This is a genomic window from Azorhizobium oxalatiphilum (assembly GCF_014635325.1).
Taxonomy (GTDB): Bacteria; Pseudomonadota; Alphaproteobacteria; order Rhizobiales; family Xanthobacteraceae; genus Azorhizobium; species Azorhizobium oxalatiphilum.
The window spans coordinates 438,709-457,663 of sequence record NZ_BMCT01000001.1 but is presented as its reverse complement, the minus strand read 5'-3'; the positions used below and the strand labels follow the sequence as shown (position 1 = coordinate 457,663).

The 18,955-nt window shown below is 66.8% G+C and carries 21 protein-coding genes and 1 tRNA gene; 8 read left to right on the top strand and 14 right to left on the bottom strand.

Annotated elements, in window-relative coordinates; genetic code table 11:
• Positions 1–152 precede the first annotated feature (152 nt).
• Together ppa and IEW24_RS02135 are read right to left on the bottom strand one after the other, a co-directional pair.
• Entirely contained in the window at positions 153–683 is a 531-nt protein-coding gene (ppa, locus tag IEW24_RS02140; protein WP_188574974.1) for an inorganic diphosphatase, read from the bottom strand.
• 143 nt (positions 684–826) lie between these two features.
• Positions 827–1,336: a GNAT family N-acetyltransferase gene (locus IEW24_RS02135; RefSeq protein WP_188577259.1), complete on the bottom strand. Its 510-nt coding sequence runs from the start codon at positions 1,334–1,336 to the stop codon at positions 827–829.
• A 262-nt stretch (positions 1,337–1,598) separates the two neighbouring features.
• On the opposite strand from IEW24_RS02135, the gene IEW24_RS02130 reads away from it, so the two are divergent.
• From IEW24_RS02130 to IEW24_RS02120, 3 genes are all read left to right on the top strand, one after another.
• Positions 1,599–1,913, top strand: a complete 315-nt coding sequence (locus IEW24_RS02130) for a hypothetical protein (protein WP_188574972.1) — start codon at positions 1,599–1,601, stop codon at positions 1,911–1,913.
• Positions 1,914–2,034: 121 nt separating this feature from the next.
• Positions 2,035–2,691 (top strand): peptide-methionine (S)-S-oxide reductase MsrA, encoded by a 657-nt coding sequence (msrA, locus tag IEW24_RS02125; protein ID WP_188574971.1) that lies wholly within the window; start codon positions 2,035–2,037, stop codon positions 2,689–2,691.
• A 167-nt stretch (positions 2,692–2,858) separates the two neighbouring features.
• Complete coding sequence (locus IEW24_RS02120; RefSeq protein WP_188574969.1) at positions 2,859–3,554, top strand: fumarylacetoacetate hydrolase family protein; 696 nt, start codon at positions 2,859–2,861, stop codon at positions 3,552–3,554.
• Here IEW24_RS02120 and IEW24_RS02115 read toward each other — a convergent pair whose 3' ends face one another.
• Positions 3,555–4,460 carry a LysR substrate-binding domain-containing protein gene (locus IEW24_RS02115; protein ID WP_188574967.1) on the bottom strand — a complete coding sequence of 302 codons (906 nt, stop codon included), beginning with the start codon at positions 4,458–4,460 and terminating at the stop codon, positions 3,555–3,557. It lies immediately after the preceding gene.
• A 4-nt stretch (positions 4,461–4,464) separates the two neighbouring features.
• Complete coding sequence (locus IEW24_RS02110; RefSeq protein WP_188574966.1) at positions 4,465–5,529, bottom strand: YeiH family protein; 1,065 nt, start codon at positions 5,527–5,529, stop codon at positions 4,465–4,467.
• 435 nt (positions 5,530–5,964) lie between these two features.
• Here IEW24_RS02110 and IEW24_RS02105 point away from each other — a divergent pair, with 435 nt between their 5' ends.
• Positions 5,965–6,216, top strand: coding sequence for a hypothetical protein (locus IEW24_RS02105; protein WP_188574964.1), 252 nt, complete (start codon positions 5,965–5,967; stop codon positions 6,214–6,216).
• 118 nt (positions 6,217–6,334) lie between these two features.
• Here the strand turns inward: IEW24_RS02105 and IEW24_RS02100 are convergent, their stop codons facing one another.
• Positions 6,335–6,622, bottom strand: a complete 288-nt coding sequence (locus tag IEW24_RS02100) for a hypothetical protein (protein ID WP_188574962.1) — start codon at positions 6,620–6,622, stop codon at positions 6,335–6,337.
• Between the two features lie 193 nt (positions 6,623–6,815).
• Here IEW24_RS02100 and IEW24_RS02095 point away from each other — a divergent pair, with 193 nt between their 5' ends.
• Entirely contained in the window at positions 6,816–8,468 is a 1,653-nt protein-coding gene (locus IEW24_RS02095) for an EAL domain-containing protein (protein WP_244644099.1), read from the top strand.
• Between the two features lie 91 nt (positions 8,469–8,559).
• On the opposite strand, the gene chrA is transcribed toward IEW24_RS02095, so the two are convergent.
• The 4 genes from chrA to IEW24_RS02075 all read right to left on the bottom strand — a co-directional run bounded on the left by chrA (position 8,560) and on the right by IEW24_RS02075 (position 12,135).
• Positions 8,560–9,963: a chromate efflux transporter gene (chrA, locus tag IEW24_RS02090; protein WP_188574960.1), complete on the bottom strand. Its 1,404-nt coding sequence runs from the start codon at positions 9,961–9,963 to the stop codon at positions 8,560–8,562.
• 11 nt (positions 9,964–9,974) lie between these two features.
• On the bottom strand, positions 9,975–10,793 hold the full coding sequence (locus IEW24_RS02085) for a chromate resistance protein ChrB domain-containing protein (protein ID WP_188577255.1): 819 nt from the start codon (positions 10,791–10,793) through the stop codon (positions 9,975–9,977).
• Positions 10,794–10,951: 158 nt separating this feature from the next.
• Positions 10,952–11,710, bottom strand: a complete 759-nt coding sequence (locus tag IEW24_RS02080; protein WP_188574958.1) for a class I SAM-dependent methyltransferase — start codon at positions 11,708–11,710, stop codon at positions 10,952–10,954.
• A 351-nt stretch (positions 11,711–12,061) separates the two neighbouring features.
• Positions 12,062–12,135 (bottom strand) — tRNA-Gln (locus tag IEW24_RS02075).
• A 443-nt stretch (positions 12,136–12,578) separates the two neighbouring features.
• Here IEW24_RS02075 and IEW24_RS02070 point away from each other — a divergent pair.
• The gene (locus tag IEW24_RS02070; RefSeq protein WP_188574956.1) at positions 12,579–12,788 is read left to right on the top strand and encodes a DUF1127 domain-containing protein; all 210 of its coding nucleotides are present in this window, start codon (positions 12,579–12,581) and stop codon (positions 12,786–12,788) included.
• Positions 12,789–12,807: 19 nt separating this feature from the next.
• On the opposite strand, the gene IEW24_RS02065 is transcribed toward IEW24_RS02070, so the two are convergent.
• Complete coding sequence (locus IEW24_RS02065; protein ID WP_188574955.1) at positions 12,808–13,407, bottom strand: glycosyltransferase; 600 nt, start codon at positions 13,405–13,407, stop codon at positions 12,808–12,810.
• A gap of 493 nt (positions 13,408–13,900) precedes the next feature.
• Here IEW24_RS02065 and IEW24_RS02060 point away from each other — a divergent pair, with 493 nt between their 5' ends.
• Both IEW24_RS02060 and IEW24_RS02055 read left to right on the top strand, forming a co-directional pair.
• The gene (locus tag IEW24_RS02060) at positions 13,901–14,170 is read left to right on the top strand and encodes a hypothetical protein (protein ID WP_188574953.1); all 270 of its coding nucleotides are present in this window, start codon (positions 13,901–13,903) and stop codon (positions 14,168–14,170) included.
• Between the two features lie 89 nt (positions 14,171–14,259).
• On the top strand, positions 14,260–14,787 hold the full coding sequence (locus tag IEW24_RS02055; protein WP_188574951.1) for a UCP034077 family protein: 528 nt from the start codon (positions 14,260–14,262) through the stop codon (positions 14,785–14,787).
• Between the two features lie 81 nt (positions 14,788–14,868).
• Here IEW24_RS02055 and IEW24_RS02050 read toward each other — a convergent pair whose 3' ends face one another.
• The 4 genes from IEW24_RS02050 to IEW24_RS02035 all read right to left on the bottom strand — a co-directional run bounded on the left by IEW24_RS02050 (position 14,869) and on the right by IEW24_RS02035 (position 18,927).
• Positions 14,869–16,206, bottom strand: coding sequence for a globin-coupled sensor protein (locus tag IEW24_RS02050; RefSeq protein WP_188574949.1), 1,338 nt, complete (start codon positions 16,204–16,206; stop codon positions 14,869–14,871).
• Positions 16,207–16,478: 272 nt separating this feature from the next.
• The gene (locus IEW24_RS02045; protein WP_373870023.1) at positions 16,479–17,330 is read right to left on the bottom strand and encodes a CheR family methyltransferase; all 852 of its coding nucleotides are present in this window, start codon (positions 17,328–17,330) and stop codon (positions 16,479–16,481) included.
• Positions 17,330–18,547 (bottom strand): protein-glutamate methylesterase/protein-glutamine glutaminase, encoded by a 1,218-nt coding sequence (locus IEW24_RS02040; RefSeq protein WP_210324116.1) that lies wholly within the window; start codon positions 18,545–18,547, stop codon positions 17,330–17,332. The genes IEW24_RS02045 and IEW24_RS02040 overlap by 1 nt, the downstream gene beginning before the upstream one ends.
• Positions 18,544–18,927, bottom strand: a complete 384-nt coding sequence (locus IEW24_RS02035) for a response regulator (RefSeq protein WP_188574943.1) — start codon at positions 18,925–18,927, stop codon at positions 18,544–18,546. The genes IEW24_RS02040 and IEW24_RS02035 overlap by 4 nt, the downstream gene beginning before the upstream one ends.
• Between the last annotated feature and the right edge of the window lie 28 nt (positions 18,928–18,955).

Genomic DNA, 18,955 nt, shown 5'->3' with positions numbered 1-18,955 from the left:
GCCGAAGGGTGCGCCGACATGTCCCCGCCATACACAAAACCGGGCGCGGCGTTTCCGCCGGCCCGGTTCGATTTTCGACCCAGCCGAGGCTGGATGGAGGCTTAAGCTCGGCCTTTAACCAACCTCAGCCCTTGGGTCTCAGCCCCTGGGACTCAGCCCTTCTTGGCGCGCTCGATGCCTTCGAGGATCAGCTTCTGGGCTTCCTCGGCATCGCCCCAGCGGATGATCTTCACCCACTTGTTGGGCTCCAGATCCTTGTAGTGCTCGAAGAAGTGCTCGATCTGCTTCAGCGTGATGTCGGCCAGATCCTTGTAGGACTGCACCTTCTCGTAGCGCTTGGTCAGCTTGGAGGTGGGCACGGCGATGATCTTCTCATCGACGCCGCTCTCGTCCTCCATCAGCAGCACGCCCACCGGGCGGACCGCGATCACCGCGCCCGGCACGATGGCGCGGGTGTTGGCGATGAGCACGTCGCACGGATCGCCGTCGCCGGAGAGGGTGTGCGGGATGAAGCCGTAATTCCCCGGATAACGCATGGCGGTGTAGAGGAAGCGGTCCACGAACAGGGCGCCGGACTCCTTGTCCATCTCATACTTGATGGGCTCGCCGCCGATCGGAACCTCGATCACCACGTTGACTTCCGTGGGCACGTTCTTGCCGGTCGGGATCGCGTCGATACGCATGTTGCGCTCACTTGCAGGCTGGAGGCGCCGCGCGGCCTACCGGCGCGCAAACGCTCTCGCGTTGGAGACAGAGGCGGATGCATCGGCTGGACAGATCGTCCGGCCGGACCCGGGCCTCGGGAAGCGCCGATTTGCCGGCGGCGCTACCGCTGCCAACCGAAAGCGGTTTTGTCCAGAGTTTTTCCACCGAAGCGTTCGGTCGAGGCTGCGACCGGCTGACCGCCGAGCGCCTCGTAAAAGCCCACGGCGCCGGTGTTTTCCGACAACGCCCACACCACGAGGCCATTGAGACCGGCCAGCGAAAGATCGCGCCTTGCCGCGGAAAACAGGCGCTGGCCAAAGCCAAGCCCCTGATAGACCGGCTTCAGATAGATCTCGTAGATCTCCCCGCCATAGGGCAGGCTCTTGGCGCGGTTGCCGCCGTAATTGGTGTAGCCGGCCACCTCGTCGCCCACGAGCAGAACCGAGATGCGGCTGCCGCGCCGGATGGCGGACTGCCACCAGAGCGGGCCGCGCCGCTCGACCATCTTCTCCAGTTCGACGCCTGGAATAAGTCCACGGTAGGCCGTTCGCCAGGCCGCATCGTGGATGTCCGCAAGTGCCGAGGCATCTTGAGGCTTGGCCCGACGGATCTCGATAAGGCCCGTTGTCATCCCCGCATGGAAGCAAGAAGCGGCCCGCTCTTCAAGGGCGAAGCGCACAGCCATGGTCTGCGATCCACCGGCCACGCCCCCGCCGGAACCGGCGGTGGGGCAAAAAGCAAAGCGGCATCAATCCTTAAGCGCCGCCGTGGCGGTTTGCCTCTGCGCACGGAGATGCCGCTTGCCCACAACGCGGGGGTGGACGGTGCAGGTGGATCGGCCCTAAGGATGGGCGGCCGGCGCGCGGTCAAGCCGGCTGTCGCAGCGAGTGCCCATGATCCGTTTCCTGTTCCGCTTCCTCGGCTTCTGGCTCATGGCCGGCGCCTTCGTGGCGCTGGTGGTGGACGGCACCCGCTCCATCGCCGCCACCGACATCGTCTTCACCTCCGCCGCCCGCACCTGGTTCTCGCTGTCGCCTGGCACGCTGGAGCTGGCGCAGGCCAAGGTGATCGCGCTGTCCCCCGTCGCCTGGACGGCGGTGGTGAACCCGCTGCTCAACCTGCCCCTGTTCTTCCTGCTCGGCCTCGTGGGCGTGATCTGCCTCGCCATCGGCCGGGTGCCGGCGCGCTCCCCGTTCGAGGCCACCTGAAGCCATTCCCCCCGGAAGCGCGAGCGCGTCCGGGATTAAGGAATTGCGGCAGGGCTCCAGGGCCCCCTCGCAAAGCGGAGCAGCACACACCATATCTGCGGTCGAGAAAAAGGAGCGCACCATGTTCTGGTTGAAGAAGCCCCTGGACCTTCCCACTGCCGATACCGCTTTGAAGGGTCGCCCCGAGACGATCCCCACCGCCCGCCTGCACCATGTGTCCCAGAACCCGCTCAAGGGCCCCTACCCCGACGGCTTCCGCACCGCGATCTTCGCGCTCGGCTGCTTCTGGGGCGCCGAGCGCGCCTTCTGGCGTACGCCGGGCGTATGGGTGACAGCGGTCGGCTATATCGCCGGCCCGACGCCCAACCCGACCTATGAGGAAGTGTGCTCGGGCCGCACCGGACATACCGAGGCGGTGCTGGTGGCCTATGATCCCGCCGTCATCTCCTATGCCGATCTGGTGAAACTCTTCTTCGAAAGCCACGATCCGACGCAGGGCATGCGGCAGGGCAACGATGTCGGCACGCAATATCGCTCCGGCATCTACACCGCCGACCCGGCGGAAAAGGCCATCGCCGAAGAGGTGAAGGCGCGCTACGGGGAGGCCCTCAAGGCCAAGGGCTTCGACCCCATCACCACCGAGATCATCGACGGAGGCCCCTTCTATTTCGCCGAGGACTACCACCAGCAGTATCTGTCGAAGAATCCCGGCGGCTATTGCGGGCTCGGCGGCACCGGCGTCTCCTGCCCCATCGGGGTCGGCGTCGCTGCGCAGTGATCCCGGCATGCCTCGCGCCCGGAGCCCCGCTCCGGGTGCATCACTGACCTTCAGGCAGGCGATTTTTCAAGCGGCGGCAGACTTTAGTCTGCCCGTCGCGGGCGTTATCCGCCTTCAACTCGCGGCCGAATTGCTCTAAGCGGGATCGTCTCGTGAGGAGCCCTTCCATGGCCAATCCCGCCTATGTGATCCCCGCCCCCGTCATCCCCACCCTTCCGGTGGTGGGATCCGATGCCCTGTTTCCCGTGCATCGCATCTATTGCGTCGGCCGCAACTTCGCCGACCATGCCATCGAGATGGGCCACGACCCCAATCGCGAGCCACCCTTCTTCTTCCAGAAGAACCCCGACAATCTCGTCGCCTCGGGCTCGACCATTCCCTATCCGAAGCTCTCCAGCGACGTGCATTACGAGATCGAGATGATCGTCGCGCTGAAGAGCGGCGGCGATGACATCCCGGTGGAGAAGGCGCTCGACCATGTGTTCGGCTATGGCGTCGGCATCGACCTGACCCGCCGCGACCTGCAGGCGGTGCAGAAGAAGCTCGGCCGCCCGTGGGACATCGCCAAGGCCTATGAGCAGTCCGCTCCGGCCGGCGGCCTCGTGCCCGCCGAGAAGATCGGCCATCCCTCGGCCGGCCGCATCTGGCTCTCGGTGAACGGCGACGTGAAGCAGGACGGCGACCTCAACCAGATGATCTGGAAGGTGCCGGAGATGATCGCCACGCTTTCCACCTTCTTCACCCTCCAGCCCGGCGACCTGATCTTCGCCGGAACGCCGGCCGGCGTCGGCCCGCTGGTGTCCGGCGACGTGCTCAAGGGCGGCGTCGCGGGCGTGGGCGAAGTGGAAATCACCTTCGCCTGATTATGCTTCCGTTTGCGGGCGGCACACGAAGTCCACGAAGGCTTCCGCCGCCCGCGAGCGATCCCGCTCCGCATGGTGCAGCACGTAGAAGCTGCGCGGCGGCAGGCTCAGCGGCAGCGTCTTCAGCGTGCCGGCGCGCAGGCCCGCATCGGCCACCAGCCGGGAAATGACGGTAGCCCCCGCCCCGGCGGCCACAGCGCTCAGCACCGCTTCATTGGACGGCAGCTCGAACGCCACCGTCACCGCCGCCGGCTTCAGCCCCATGCGGCGGCAGGCAGCCTCGAACATCTGCCGCGTGCCCGAGCCCGGCTCGCGCAGCACAAACGGCATCCGCGCCAGATCCTGCGCGCCGATCGGCGCATCTGCCGGCAGATCGGCGGCCACCGGCGCATCCGCCGCCACCACCAGCACCAGTTCATCGCCCTGCACGCGCCGTCGCACGATCAGCGGCTCCTCCACTTCGCCTTCCACGAAGCCGAGATCGGCGATGCCGTCGCGCACGGCGGCGGCCACCTGCGTGGTGTTGCCGATGCCCAGCTCCAGGCGGATGTTGGGATAATGGCACTGGAAGGCATGCATGCGCGGGGCCAGCCAGTAATTGGCGATGGTCTGGCTGGCTTGCAGCGCCAACGTGCCGCGCGCGAGGCCGGCGAGATCGGCCAGCGCATCGCGCGCCTGCCCCACCCGTTTCAGGATGGCCTGCGCCTCGCCCAGCATCAGCCTGCCGGCGGCCGTCAGCTCGATGTGCCGGCCCACCCGATCGAACAGGCGCTGGCCGCAGGACTGCTCCAATGCGGCCACCGAGGCGCTCACCGCCGATTGCGTCATGTGGAGCGCCTCGGCGGCGCGGGTCATGTGCAGATGCCCGGCCACCGCCACGAACACGCGAAGCTGATCGAGCGTCATATCCTCATCCGAACAGCTTCGGGGACAGCCAGATCAGGCCGAAGCTCAGCACCGAGATGAACAGCCAGGACAGCGTGCCCAGCGCCAGCGGGCGCCAGCCGCGCGCCTTCAGCTTGCGCACGTCGGTCTCCAGCCCCATGGCCGCCAGCGCCACGGCCAGCAGCACGGTGGTGACGGTGGCGATCACCGGCGTGGCGGTGGCCGGGATGATGCCGGAGCTGTTCACCACGATCATGGCCAGGAAGCCGAGGATGAACCACGGCACCGGCGGGGCCTCCACCTTGCCGCCCGTGCCCATCGCCCGCGCCTTGCGGGTGGCGAAGAAGCCCAGCCCCAGCACGAGGGGCGCCAGCAGGATCACCCGGTTGAGCTTGGCGATGGTGCCGAACTCGCCCGCCGACTGCCCCTGCTGGAAGGCGGCCGCCACCACCTGTGCGATCTCATGGATGGAGGAGCCGGCCCACAGCCCATAGGCATGGGCATCAAAGCCGGTGAGCGGCGCGATCACCGGATAGAGGAACATGGAGAGCGAGCCGAAGACGGTGACGCAGGCCACCGCATAGGTGGCGTCCTCATCGGAGGCGCGGGTGACGGTGTTGGTGGCGATCACCGCCGAGGCGCCGCAGATGGCGGTGCCGGCCGCGATCAGCTCGCTGAGCTTGGCGTCCACGCCCACGAGGCGGCCGAGCCAGCGGGTGACGAAGAAGGTGGCAACCAGCGTCACCATCACGATGGCCATGCCGTCGAGCCCGACGGTGCGCACCTGGGTGAAGGTGAGTTGCAAGCCCAGCAGCACGATGGCGCCGCGCAGGATGCGCCGCATGGCGAACTTCACCCCCGGCACCGCCCGCTTCGGCGTCCCGATGACATTGTGAAAGGCCATGCCGAGGAAGATCGCCACCACCAGCGGGCTCAGCATGCCCACGTTCAGCACCGCCCGCAGCGCATAGGCGATAATCACCAGACCGCCGGCAAGCGCGAGGCCGGGCAGAAGAACCAGAACCGGATGTGGGGTGGACGGGACCGCGTGCGCGGCGGGGGCGTCGGACTTGCTGAGCGGTGCGGACATGATGGCCTTCCTTACATGGCTCAGCATCGGCCGTTTTCATCATCAATCAAGAGAGTTATTTTTCTACAATCAATCTGAAAAATCGATTGTTTTGCATGAGGCCGCCACCACACGCACCGGCCTGTGGATACCTCTATTTTCATGGAAGGACGCAAGCCCGGTCCCAGCCCCGGCTGCCATGGAGGCCGTGACGAAAATATCGCGGCGGGTGCGGAACCTTTGGCGGGGCTTGACGTTTTGGCGTTGAGATCGCCGGACATGCTCCCACCGGTTTCAACCGGCTGACGCCCATGCAAGTGGCGAAGGCCCCTTCTGCGGCCGCTGGAGGACGTTCTCGAATGTCCTCTCCCAATGCTCGGAGATGGATTGAACGCTCAGATTGGAAATCTGGGCCGATCCAGTTCCAGGCTGCATCAACGAGAAGCGAAAACGCTCATGTCCTCCCCCCTCCAGACAACCCTCCACCTTTGGGTGGACGGGCAGCGTCATGTGGTTCGCTCCCTCGCGGACGCCATTGAGGTGGTCCGCAGCGTGCGCCATCCCCTCACCGATTATTCAGAACTGCTGGTGGACCAGATTGAAGCCGCCATCAGCCCCGATCTGCAGCTGCGCGCCTGGCGCGCCGTAGCCACCTGGCTCGATGCCCTGCGCGCCACCGCGCACCACGCCACCCTGGAAGCGGCCTGAAGGCCGGACCATGCCTGCCGGACGACCGGCGATCATAGACATGAGGGGCGGCACCGGCCGCCCCGCTTCCCCGGCACGCACGACCCTACGCTTTCCCATCCCGGATCAGCGATGCGCTTTAAGCCAGCGACACCACAGCGGCCGCGCCGACCATCGCCATGCCGCCAATGACCAGCGCCCAGAAGCGCCAGCTCGGGAACGTGGCGGGATTCACCGCCTGATCCGCAGCCGTCATGGCCGCCAGCCCCCCGTCATCGAATGTGTCGTTCGCGAACCCCACATCGGGCTCCCGCACCTTGTCGGGCCAAACCGCACGCGCCTGTTCACCGTCCCTCCCACCAAGCGGCGCAGCGGGTGCAGCAGGCCTGTTGCCATGGCCGATCCGTCCCACACGTGCCTCGGTCATACGCATCTCCTTGTCCTAAAGACGCAACGGCAGCAGCAGCCTGCCAGTTCCCCGGCTCACTATGGCAAACGGGGATATGAAGCCCGGGCCCTCGGCAGGGTTAGCGCAAGGTTATGGTCCCGTTTATGCTTGGATGCAGACCACCCTTTCCGCACCTTTCGCGGGTATGCGGAAGCGAAGGCGGTGTCTGCCCATGTCGTCTGACGCCTCATCCGGCCCCCATCCGCCGCAGGTCTCCGAGCTGCGCCGATCGCGCATCATCGCCGGCGCGGTGGTGCTCGCCTTCGTCGGCGCGGTCATGCCCATTGCAGCGGTGCTCTACGCCTCCTGGAGCTTCGCCATCAAGGCGGAGCAGCACCGGCTGGCCACGTTGGCGGGCCGCGCCATCTCCCGCGCGGACCTGTCCATCGCCGAGGCTCGCCAGATCCTGCTCACCATGGAGGCGAGCCAGTTGCCCGCCTGCTCGCCGGCCCATATCGCGCATATGCGCCGCCTGGCCTTCGGCAGCCGCACCATCGAGGAAGTGGGTTATTTCCACGACGGCGTACTGCAATGCACCTCGTGGGGCGTGTTCGAGGCGGGCACCCGGCGCGCGCCCGCCGACTACATCCTGCCCGGCGGGCTCGGCGTCACCCTGCGCATGCGCTCCGCCGTCTATCCGGACAAGGAGATGATGGCGCTGGGCCGGGGCGCCTACAACGTGCTGATCGACCCGCTGCGGCTCGTGGACATCATCATCGATCCCGGCGTGGGCCTCGCCCTCGCGACACGGGACGGCCCCCTCGTCGCGCAGCTCAACGTTCCCGACACCGCGCTCGTGCACGAGATCATGGCCCATGCCGACAACGGGCTCGACGACGCCCACCTGTTCGGCATGGCGCAACGGGGCGACTGGACGGCCGTCGCCCTCATGCCCCGCAGCGAGATGCTTCAGGGGCTGCGCCAGCAACAATTGACCCTGCTGCCGATCGGCGCCATCGGCGCCCTCTGCCTGATCGCCGGCGTCATCTGGCTCTCGCGACGGCGCCTGTCACCGTTGGCGGAACTGGCGCTGGCGGTGCGCAACCGGGAATTCGTGGTGCACTATCAGCCGGTGGTGGAGCTGCGCTCCGGCGCCTGCATCGGCGTGGAGGCCCTTGTCCGGTGGCACCGCCCCGACGGCTCGCGCGTGCGCCCGGACCTGTTCGTGCCGCTGGCCGAGGAAAGCGGGCTCATCCTGCCCATCACTGATCAGGTGATCGACTGCATCGTTGCCGACCTTGCTCCCCTGCTCGCCGCCGATCCCGCGCTGCATGTGGCCATCAACCTGTGTGCGGACGATCTGCGGACGGGGCGCGTGCTGGCCGTGATCCGCACGGCGCTGGAGGGCACCGGCATCCGCATGGAGCAGATCTGGCTGGAGGCCACCGAACGCGGCTTCCTGCACATCGAGGCCGCCCGCTCCACCATCGCCCGCGCCCGCAAGGCGGGGCACATCGTTGCCATCGACGACTTCGGCACCGGCTATTCCTCGCTGCAATATCTGCAGAGCCTGCCGCTGGACGCGCTGAAGATCGACAAGTCCTTCGTGAGCACCATCGACCGCGACGCCGCCACCAGCACCGTGACGGCCCACATCATCGACATGGCCAAGACCCTCGGCCTCCGGATCGTCGCCGAGGGCATCGAGGAGAAGGGGCAGCTGGACTATCTGCTGGCCCACGACGTGGATTATGGACAGGGCTGGCTGTTCGCCCGCCCCATGCCCGGCCCGGAGTTCGCGACCTTCCACGCCCGCAATCGCGCTCGCTGTGGTGTTCCGCTGCTCAGTTTTCCCAACACCACCCCCGTGGAAGCCACATCCTGACGGCTGCGCCGCCATTGCGTCACGGGAACGCGCCGATCCGCCGTTACAAAGGGCCAGCCGGTGATATCGCCACCTGCATCGCGGTCCGCTGTCACAGCGATGCCGGAACACTTGTCAGCAGCACGCCAGCCAGCGCACAGGCCAGCAGCGTCGGGAGCATGCCCACCCTGAAGCGCAGCATGGCGACCATGGCCGCGGCCGCGAGCAGGGCCGCCCGCCAGTCGATCGAATCCAGCCGGGGAACGCTCGGAGCCATCCCGAGGAACGCGACGGGGTGGACCTCCCGAAACACCACATGCAGGGCAAACCACAGGGACAGGTTCGCCACCACGCCGACCACCGCCGCCGTGATCGCCGTCAGTGCCGCCGACAGGGCCTTATTGCCCCGCAGGGCCTCCACATACGGGGCGCCGAGGAAGATCCAGAAGAAGCACGGGGCGAAAGTGACCCAGGTCGTCAGCAGCGCCCCGAGGCAGCCCGCCAGCAGGGGATCGAGCGCGCCCGCAGCCCGGTAGGCGGCGAGGAAGCCGACGAATTGCAGCACCATGATCAGGGGGCCGGGCGTCGTTTCCGCCAGCCCCAGTCCATCGACCATCTCACTCGGCGCGAGCCAGCCATAACTCTCCACGGCCGCCTGGGCGACGTAGGCCAGAACGGCATAGGCACCACCGAAAGTCACCATCGCCATGGCACTGAAGAAGGTGCCGATCTGCGTCCAGACGCTGCTCGTCCCCGTCATGAGGACGAGCAGGAAGACGGGGCCGAGCCAGACCGGCACCCAGATGGCCACCACACGGAAAAAGCGCGCCCATGAGGGATCGGCATGGCCGAGTTCGCCGCGCTCGAACATGAGGTCGATCACGCCCTCGACATCCTCGACACCGTCCTTCCCGCGATGTCCGCCACCGGAGAAGAGGTCCGGGGCGAGCCGGTTGCCCATCCATCCCGTCAGCCCGGCCAGCAGGATGATGAGCGGGAAGGGAAGGCCGAAGACATAGATGCCGATAAAGGCCGCGACCGCGATCCCGATCATGAAGCGGTTTTTCAGGGCCCGCCGTCCGATGCGCAGCAGGGCCTCGATGACGACCGCCAGCACCGCCGCCTTCACGCCGAAGAAGATGGCCTCGATGAGCGGAACATGACGGTAGGAGGCGTACAGAATGCTGAGGCCGAGCATCACGACCGCGCCCGGCAGGACGAACAGGATGCCGGCGATCAGGCCGCCGAGCGTCCGGTGCATCAGCCAGCCCACATAGGTGGCCAATTGCTGGGCCTCCGGGCCCGGCAGCAGCATGCAGTAATTGAGGGCATGCAGGAATCGCTGCTCGCCGATCCAGCGTCGCTCCTCGACCAATTCCTTGTGCATCAGGGCGATCTGCCCCGCGGGGCCTCCGAAGCTCAGGAGGCCGATCTTCGCCCAGACCCTGGCGGCTTCGGCCAGCGTCGGGATGGGGCGTTCGTCCGTGTCGACGCGCGTCGAGGTGGTGATGGCCATGATCGCCTCCCTCACGCGGACTTCGGGCCGGACGGCCAGTTATGCGTTTCCTCGGTCGCATCACGGCACCAGCGATAGAAGGCGTCGTACAGAAGCAGACCGGCATCGAGTTGCTCCAGGTCCTCCTTGAACATCCGGGAAAGGCCGAGGGATGCCGCCAGCAGGCCCGCGGCCTGGGGCGAGAGGTCGAGACGATCCGTATCGGCGGCCCGCACGATGGTGGCCAACCGGCTCAATACGGGCGAGGAGAGCTGCAATTCCTCCAGCATGGTGTCGAAGGTGCAGCGCTCGCCCCGGTGCCCCCAGAACGTATCCCCGATGTCGAAGGCGGCCGCGCCGAAGCGTTCGGCGACGGCGGCCACTTCCGACGGCGCGACGAACAGGAACCGGGCCTCGGGGTCTACAAAGCGCCTGATCAGCCACGGGCAGGCGATCCGATCCACCTTCGGCCGGGCGCGTGTGACCCAGACCGTCCGTCCGGTGTGGTCCCGAGGCGGCAGAACAGCCGTATTCACCAGCAGGCCGCCTGCCGCCTTCCAGCCCTCGAAGCCGCCTTCCAGCGTCTCCGCCCGGATGCCCTCGGCGCGCAGCCATGCGGCGGCCCCCTGGCTGAGCTTCAGGCCGTGCTGGCAGACGAGGACGATGTCCCGGCGCGGGATGTCCCTCGCCCACGAGGAAACCTCGGTGGCGTTCCGGCGCAAGGACGCGGGAATCAGCCTCGGATCGGCGGCGAAGTCATCCGCCGTGCGGACGTCGATGATCGTCGGCGCGTTTGGCAGGCCGATCAATCGCTGAAGCTGGGAGGATGTGATCTCGGTGTTTGACGGCATGGCGCCCACCCCTGGAGAGGGAAGATGGACGCGATCTTTCGGCTGCCGCCTCACGGGGTAATCGCGACGAACCCCATGCCGAAACGGTAGCCACAAAGCCACCTGCCGCGCAACCGAAATTGCTCCCCGCCCGCAGCCGATGGCATGCGGAGCGTGCCTCAGGCGGGAACGTCGCCGACCACGGCATAATAGCGGCTCCGGTCCGCCATGCGCCGCAGCGGATCGCGATAGTCCTTCACCGCGCTCAGCCATCCCAGCTCCACCGCCCGCACCTGCTCAAGCCCCGCCTGGGACCAGGCCTGCATGGCGGCTTCGGACGTCGGCGTGTTCGACAGCGGCGTCGGGCGGGTCATGGTCTGCGGGGCGGTGTTACCCCGCTTGCGCGGCAGGAAGCGCGAGAAGCGGTAGCGTTGCAGGCGCCATGTGGCATCCAGCGCGGCCACCCGTCCGCCGGGGGCAAGCAGGTTCCGCCAGCCCTGCACCGCCGCCGGTGGATCTGGCAGCAGCCACATCAGGTTCCGGCTGACGATGGCATCCACCTCGCCAACCTCCAGCGGAGGATTGAGAGCATCACCCACGACGACACGGGCCGACGGATAGGGTGCGAGACGGCGGCGTGCGATCTCGGCCCGGCTCTCGGCGGCCTCGATGGCGACGACCTCATATCCGAGGCGGGCGAAGTGCTCAGCCACGATCCCGGTGCCGCTGCCCATGTCGGCGACCCGGCGCAGCGGGCGGGCGGCATCGTCCAGCAGCAGAGGCATCACCGCGAGCCAGACGGGATGTTCGCGAAAGAGGTCACGGCGCGGCTCCCCACGGTGCCGGACGATGGTCTCCTGCTGGCCCCAGGCGCGCCAGAACGCGGGCATGGGATCCCGGTTGGCGTCTTTATCCTGCTTGGGACTGAACAAGGACATCCAAAGGCTCCGGAATGCCACCCACGCTGTTCAGCTGACTACGCCCATTCCCGAGGAAACCGCAATTGCGGACCGCCCCGCAACGCGCACGGATGACGCAAGGTCGCAGGAGTGACGATGCCCGCCCTCCACCGGCGACGCTTTCCGGATCATGGTCAAGAGGGGAGAGCGAAAGCGCCCGCGGCCTCGTTCTGTAGCGAGGTGGCGATGTCGGCAACACGACCTCTCCAGCGATGCTGCGCTCGCCTGGAACGCCATCCGGAAGCTCGGGAAGAGAACAGATTTCCCGGCTGCGCGCCCGACCGAGGCGGCCAGACCCACATGGGAACGGAAGAAGTGGGGCTAAATGAGTGGCTGGGGGACTAGGATTCGAACCTAGATTAACGGAGTCAGAGTCCGCGGTTCTACCGTTGAACTATCCCCCAAGCATTGGCTCGCCGTGAAGCAAAGCCCCGCCGCTTAGAGCGGTGCAACCCCGAAGTGGCTGCGAGAGCGCCTCTATACGCAATTCATTCCCGAGGGTCCAGAGGGGAGTCAAAACTTTTCCACACCCCGTCCCAGGCTGTTGTTTCCCGAAAACAGGGCCTCAGCGCCGCCCCGGCGGCATCCACCCCCGCCCCATTCCGTCGCACTCGTCCGACCTCGCCGAGCCGGGACTTATGCCGCATCGCAACCAGACCAACCACGCCGCGAATGGCGTGTATTAAATTACCGCCGCACATCTCACCAAGCCTGCCCGGTGCAGCTTTTTACCGCCTTGGGCGAACCAAGCGGGAGCGTCGCCATATACGTGCATTGCTGCCATGCACAATCGTGTATGTTGCGCCGCACAGATATCCATTATTCCTTTGGGTGAGGAGATAAAGAGATGACTGCTCTCACCACTTCCGCCCTTCCCGTCGGCCGTCGCGGCTTTGGCCGTTTCGCCGAGATCGTGTCGCAGACCTTCGCCGCCCTCGGCCAGGCCCGCCGCATGATGATCGCCTATGAGCGCATGTCGCGCATGTCCGACAGCGAGCTGGCCTACGCCGGTATCCGCCGCGAGGACATCCCGCAGGTGGTCGCCACCATCCGCTGAGGCGGACGGAGCGATAAGGTCAGTCCGCGTCCGTCCGTGGCGCGGCCAGAAGCACACGGGTGCGCAGCACGTGCACCCGCCGGCGCCCGATGCGGGCCATGAGCCGTCGTTCGGCCGACACACCCGGCGGATGGCCGCCCAGCCTGTCGTAGTGGCGCCGTGAGATCAGAAGGCCCTGTCCCGGCTTGGGCAGGCCCAGCACGTTGAGCTTTGCCGCCGCCATCGCCTCGCCGAGGCGCGGCCGGAAGCCGTAGCCGTCCATGGACAGGCGGAAGGTCGCCACCGCCTTGTCGGCGCCGCCGCGACGCTCCATGGTTTCCAGAAAGGCGCTCACCTCGCGCGGCCAGCCTTCATCGAGAATGGCATTGGGCCCGAGGAACAGCAGCCAGCGCCCGCGCGTATGCGCCGCGCCCTGCTTGAGCCGTACCCCCACATCCCCCACCGAGGGCAGGAAGGTGCAGCCCGCCGCATCGGCGATGGTCGCGGTCTCGTCGGTGGACGCACCATCGACAAGGATGACCTCGCGCAGCACGCCGCCGGTGACGCCGGCCACCAGCGCGGACAGGACCGGAACGAGGTCGCGTTCGGAATCCTTCGTTGGAATAACGACCGAAATCAATTCGCCGACGCGCTCCCCATCCCCGCCCCACCTATAACGTTGCCGTAAATGTTCGTCGATACGAGCGACGGGGAATGCTGTGCCGTTCCCGCCACACCTGTTCCCATCTTTCGTATCGCACGAGAGATCGTCTTATGACGGATTGTTCAGCGCAAGAAAGAGGCGCACAGTTCGTGCACTTGGACGGCATTTCGGCCGGCCGGTGCGTGGAAAACCCCTTCTCGACAGGGCAGAACCGCGTCCCTGGGTTGCAGACCCGGACGGACGGCGCTGCCGGGTTGCCCGGCGTATCGCCTGGCGTGTCGATTTCCCCCGCCGCTGTCCGCCATGCCGCCCGCGTGATTCCCTGGGGCGCCTGCGTGTTTCAAAGAAGCGCGGAAGCGCTCCAGCCCCCTTGGTTAACGCAATTCCCTTCGCAGAACCGCACGCATGTCTGCGGGAATTGCTCTGGCGATGGCCTCAGGTCCGTTCAGCAAACCGGAAAGTCCGGCGCATGGCTTTTGACGAATGGGACAAGGACGAGCAGGGCCGCCTGAAGGTGTGGCCGCTGCAGGGATTCACCACCGCTCTTTTCGGCGGCGAAGTGGGTGCGCTGCGCCTTGAGGTGGGCAAGCCCCGCCCCGGCCTGCCCTCCCCCGCCGTCCAGGTTTCCGCCAATCCCGAACAGCTCAGAGCGCTCGCCGAGGCGCTGACGGAAGTGGCGGATCATCTCGAACGCGGCACCGTGCCGTCTTCACCTCCTCCCCTGCGAACCACCAACTGACCATCATGCGTCCTTCCAGCCGTCGCTCCGCTTCTCCGTCCGCTCACCTCATCCGCTCTCTCACCCTCGCGCTCGCAACGGCAGCACCCATGCTTCTGGCCTGCGCCGGGGCCAGGGCCGCATCCGCCGCGAACCCGGCCCCCGCCGCGCAACTGGCCGCGCCGGTCCGGCTCGCCTCGATCGGAACGCTGCCGGACGAGGATGCCGCTCCGCCGCGCATGCCGGTGCCGACGACCCCGCGTCTGCAGCCGAAGACGCCGCCGACGCCGGAGCGCTCCGCCGAACGCCCGGTCGCGCCCAAAGGCCCGCTTGATAACTGGAAGATGTTCGACGCCCATTTCGAGGCTTGCCTCGAACCCGTCGCGGGACCGGAGGAGGCAACCCTCACGCTGCGCTTCGCGGTCGATGCCAAGGGCCGCCTGCGCGGCAAGCCGCAGGCCACCTACTCCAAGCTGCCCGGTGGGCCGGAGGAGCAGCGGGCCTTCGTCATCGAAGCGCTCAACAGCCTCGCCGGCTGCCTGCCGCTGGACGTCACGCCGCGCTTCGGTCCCATCGTCGCCCAGCGTCCGTTGATCCTGCGCTTTCTTGCCCCGCAGCCCAAGCAACGCGGCATCTGACCAAAACAGGCTTCAGAAATGGCAACGGCCCGGGACATGAGTCCCGGGCCGTTTCGCTTTGTAAGCTGAAGTCGTCCGGCGTCACACGGCGCGCACGCTCTCCAGGAAGGTCTCCACCTCATGGTTGAGGCGCAGGCTCTCGGCGCTGAGCGTGCGGGCCGAGCCCAGCACCTCGTCCGAGGCCGAGCCCGTGCCCACGGCACCCTCGCGCACCGAGCCGATGGCGGTGGCCACCTCCTCGGTGCCGCGCGCCGCCTGGGCCACGCTGACGGTGATGAGCGAGGTCGCGGCACTCTGCTGTTCCACGGCGTGCGCGATGGCCTCCGAGATGCCCGACAGGCGCTCGATGGTTTGGCCGATCTCCTTCACCGCCGCCACGCTGTCGCTGGTGGCGGACTGCATGGCATTGATCTGACCGCCGATCTCGTCGATGGCCTTGGCGGTCTGCCCGGCCAGCGCCTTCACCTCCTGCGCCACCACGGCGAAGCCCTTGCCCGCCTCACCGGCGCGGGCGGCCTCGATGGTGGCGTTGAGCGCCAGCAGATTGGTCTGGTCGGCAATGGCGGTGATGAGCTTGAGCACATCACCGATGCGGGCGGACGCGGTGGACAGCGCTCCGATGCGCGCATCGGTGCGCTCCGCCTGCTGCACTGCCTCGCCGGCGATGCGGGAGGATTCCTGCGCCTGCCGGCCGATCTCCGCGATGGAAGCTGCCAGTTCGTCGGAGGCGGTGGCCACCGACTGCACGTTGGAAGAGGCCTCCTCCGAGGAATTGGCCACCGTGTCGGTGAGCTGGCGGGTGGTGGTGGCCATGCGGGCCAGCGTGTCCGCCGTGGTTTCCAGATCGCCCGCCGCGGAAGACACCGTGGTGACGATGCTGCGGAACGCCTCGCCCATGCGGTCCAGCGTCTCCTGCTTGGTCTGGATGCCGGAATCCAGATAGACCGAGATGGCGAAATCCATGTCGAGCAGTGCGGCGGTGATCACCGCCTGCATCAGGCCCGCCTTGCGGGCCGGGGCGGTCTTGTCGAAGCGGCCGGACTTGAAGCGGGTCTCGATGGCCTTCACGAGGCCGCCCAGCAGCAGGCTGTAGCCGGCGATGTACCAGCGCGGCTCAAGGCCGAGGCGGGCATGGGTGCGACCGATACGCGAGACGGAATCCACATAGGTCTGGTCGAAGCGGCCGTCGAGGATCACATCCCAATGCTTGATCTGCATGGACTTGGCGTGAACGCGCACGTCCGGGGTCGGGAACATCCGCGCCATCGCCGGATAGGTCATGAGATGATCGTAGAAGCCGTCCAGGATCTCGGGCATGGCTTCGATCACCAGCCCGCGCGCCTCGCGCAGATTGGCCTTCAGCTTGGCGTCCATCCCGATGAAGCTCAGGCGCTGGTTTAAGTCTTTTTCTGTCGACATGAGATCATCCCGTGCCGGTGGGTGCCTGTGTTCGAATGAACAGGCTCACACCTCGAGGTGGGGTTTTTCGAGCGTCGTCCCAAGGGCTTCGACGAAAATGCCGCAACCCTCATGGGCGTGGGTGTCTCACCCCAAGCTTTCGTCAGGGTAGCAACGACGGATGCAACCTGCCGCCGGGACACGCATCCCGGCGCGGAACGCAAAAAAACCGCCCGGATCCGAGATCCGGGCGGTTGAAACGCAGGTCGCGATATCGGTCTGGCGTTACCGTATCAGCGGCTCGCCACCGCAGCCGACATGCTGGCCGGGGCCGGCACGTTGGGCACATAGAAGCCGCGCTGGTTCGGCAGCGGGCGGTAGGCCTCGCCCAGCCCCATCACCGTCTCCGCGCCGCCGAGCACCAGATATCCATCGGGCGCCGTCACCTTGGCGATGCGGTTCAGGATATCGGTCTTGGTGGGCGCATCGAAATAGATGAGCACGTTGCGGCAGAACACGATGTCGAACTGGCCGAGCCCCACGAAGGGATGCAGCAGGTTCAGCTTGCGGAAGGTCATTCCGGTCTTCAACTGGGGAGTGATCTCCCACATGTCGTCGACCTTCTTGAAGTACTTCATCAGCATCTGGATCGGCAGGCCGCGCTGAACCTCGAACTGGTTGTAGCGGCCGGACGCGGCGCGCTCCAGAACCTCGTTCGACAGATCCGTGCAGAGGAACTCCACCCGGCGGGTGCCGATGAGGTGGGGGTTCTCCTTCAGCGTCATGGCCAGCGAGTAGGGCTCCTGGCCGGTGGACGCGGCGGCGCACCAGATGCGCAGCGGCGCCGATGGCGGACGGGCCGCATGCAGCTTCGGCAGCATCACCGTGGTGAAGACCTCGAACGGCGTCTTGTCGCGGAAAAACAGCGACTCGTTCGTGGTCATCGCCTCGATCACCGCCTGGGCGACCACCGAATTGGCATTGTCGCGCAGGTTCGCGGCCAGGCGCGAGAAGTCCGGAAGCTCGAACTTGCGCAGCAGCGGCACCAGCCGGCTCTCAAGCAGGTAATGCTTGTCGTCCGACAGGATCAGGCCCGAATGCAGCTTCAGGAACTTCTTGAAGAAGTCGTAGTCGGTCGCGCTGATCATGCCCGTCCTCCCGTGAGCAAGCGGGACACCTTGCGACCGATCTCGCCAATGGAGAGCACTTCAGAAGCGTTCCCCAACTGGACGGTCGCGCCGGGCATGCCCCAAACGACGCTGGTCTCTTCATCCTGCGCGATCACGCTGCCACCGGCATCGGCGATGCGCCCGGCGCCCTTGGCGCCGTCGCTGCCCATGCCCGTGAGCACCACGGACAGCACGTTGCGGCCGTAAAGCTCCGCAACCGTATCGAACATGGGATCAACAGCAGGCTTGCAGAAATTGACGGGCGGGCCGTCGTTCAGGCGGATCACCTTGTCGGCGCCCACCTTCTCCAGCAGCATGTGCTTGCCGCCGGGTGCGATATAGATGTGGCCGGGCTTGAGCACCTCGCCGTCCACGCCCTCGGCGGCCGGACGGCCGGCGGCGCGACCCACATGCTCCGCCAGAATGGCGGTGAAGGTGGCCGGCATGTGCTGGACGATCACCACCGGCACGCTGCCGATGTTCGGCCCGATGTCGGTGAACAGGCGGGTCAGCGCCTGCGGACCGCCGGTGGAGGAACCCACCGCCAGAATGCTCACCGGCGCCATGGAATAGGGCCGGCGCTTGTCGTTGACCTTCTTCTGCAGCAGCGCCGAAGTGGCGGGCGCGGCACGCTCGACGGCGGAGCGCTCGGCCACCGGCCGCACGGAGGCGGGCGCAGCGGCGGGGGCGGCATGCGCGGCAGCGGCGGCCGCAGCGGTCACGCGCGGCAGGCCGCCACGGCGGCGCACACGCTGGCCGAGGCTGCGGACCTTGGCCGTCAGGTCGCGGCGGAATTCGTCGGCGGCCGAGATGCCGCGGCCCGCGTCGGGCTTGGGCACATAATCGGCGGCACCCAGGCTCATGGCCTTCATCGACACTTCCGCCCCACGGCGGGTCAGCGTCGAGGCCACGAGCACGACGGTGTTCGGCTTCTTCTCCAGAATGAGGGGAAGCGCCGTCAGGCCGTCCATCTCGGGCATTTCGAGATCGAGGATGATCACGTCGGGCTGGGACTTCAGCACGTCGTCCACGGCCCGGCGCCCATTGGCATGGGTCGCCACCACGCGCAGGTCGGCGGATTCGGAAAGCCAGTTCGAAAGGATGCCACGGATGAAGACGCTGTCATCCACGATCATGACGCGGATGGGATCTTCAACGTGTGCCGGTTCCCCGGCCGGTGCTGGACTGCTCATGTGGCGGGGGCTTTCTCCAGCAGGCCGACTTCCTCCAGCTTCTCGCGCAGGATGTCCTGATCAAACGGCTTCATGATGTACTCGTTCGCACCAGCCTCGATCGCCTTCGTGATGTGCTCGAAGTCGTTGTTGGTGGTGCAGAAGATCACGCGCGGGACATCGCCACCCTCGCGCTTGCGCAGGATCTGCAGGAACTCGAGGCCCTCCATCACCGGCATGTTCCAGTCGAGAAGGATGCCGTCGGGCATGGCTTCGTCGCAGGCATCGAGGGCCGCTTGCCCGTCGGCCGCCTCGCGCACGGTGAAGGCCAGGTCTTCCAGGATGCGCCGGGCAACCTTCCGCACCACGCTGGAATCGTCGACCACAAGGCAGGTCTTCATGGTTCTCTCCTGAATTGGCGACCTGACG